This is a genomic window from Actinomadura sp. NPDC049753 (assembly GCF_040674655.1).
GTDB lineage: Bacteria > Actinomycetota > Actinomycetes > Streptosporangiales > Streptosporangiaceae > Spirillospora > Spirillospora verrucosospora.
Window position 1 is genome coordinate 1 of sequence record NZ_JBFARL010000468.1, and the last position, 1,232, is coordinate 1,232.

General features: G+C 73.3%; 1 protein-coding gene and 1 pseudogene. Both read left to right on the forward strand.

The features are described 5' to 3' along the window. Positions 1-257 (forward strand): annotated as a pseudogene (locus AB0K37_RS42260) (aldehyde dehydrogenase); the annotation flags it as partial. A gap of 88 nt (positions 258-345) precedes the next feature. Next, positions 346-1,232 (forward strand): ribokinase (locus AB0K37_RS42265; RefSeq protein ID WP_363991892.1); only part of this gene is annotated, 887 nt, incomplete at its 3' end.

Genomic DNA, 1,232 nt, shown 5'->3' on the forward strand with positions numbered 1-1,232 from the left:
ACCTGCCCGGCGGCGTCGTGAACATCCTCACCGGCCACCGCACCGAGATCGCCCCCTGGCTGGCCGCCCACATGGACGTCAACGCCATCGACCTCACCGGCGTCCCGGACGACGACGTGCCCGGCCTCCAGGACAGAGCGGCCCACAACCTCAAGCGCGTCTTCCGCGCCACCGACGACTGGACCCAAGAGCCCGGAACCGCGCGCCTGACCGCGTTCCTGGAGACCAAGACCGTCTGGCACCCCGTCGGGGTCTGATCCACAACCGCAAATGCCCAAGGAAACGGCGCGATCGCCGTTGCCTCTCCCCACTCATGCCTCGAACAGCCGGAACAGGAGGACCGCGATGGAACCCCACGGTGTTCTCGTCGTCGGCAGCATCACCGCGGACGTGACCGCGTTCAGCGCACGGTTCCCGCGGCGCGGTGAGACCGTGCTCGGCGACGACTTCACCCTCGTGCTCGGCGGGAAGGGCGCGAACCAGGCGGTCGCGGCCGCCCGCGCGGGGGCGCGGACGTGGCTCGCCGGGTGCGTCGGCCGCGACCCGTTCCGCGAGATCGTCCTGGACGGCCTGCGGTCGTACGGCGTCGAACTGGACGAAGTCCGGACCGTGGACGGCCGCACCGGCGTCGCGCACATCCGCGTGGACGCGTCCGGGGAGAACGACATCGTCATCACCCCACTGGCGAACGCCGACCTCGACCCGGCCATGGTCGACGCGAGCATCGCCGCGACCGCCGGGAAGGTCGGCGTCCTGCTCCTGCAACTCGAAGTCCCCGCGGCGACGACCTGCCACGCGGCGAAGGCGGGCAGGGCGGCCGGACTGACGGTCATCCTCGACCCGGCCCCCGCCCAGGCGCTCCCGGACGACGTGTGGCCGCACATCGACCTGGTCACGCCGAACGAGAGCGAGGCGACGGAGCTGACCGGTGTGGAGGTCACCGACCCGGCGTCCGCCGAGCGGGCCGGGCGATGGTTCCTCGACCGCGGCGTCGGCCACGCGCTGATCACGCTGGGCGCGGGCGGCGCCGTCTCCGTCACCCGCGAAGGCGCCCGGAACTTCACCGCCTACCAGGTCACCGCCGTGGACACCACCGCGGCCGGGGACGCCTTCACCGGCTCGCTGGGCGCGGCACTCGCGGCCGGCGACGCCATGGAACGTGCCATCCGGCGCGGCATGGCCGCCGGGGCGCTGGCGACGACCAGACCCGGCGCGAGCCCGTCCCTGCCCGG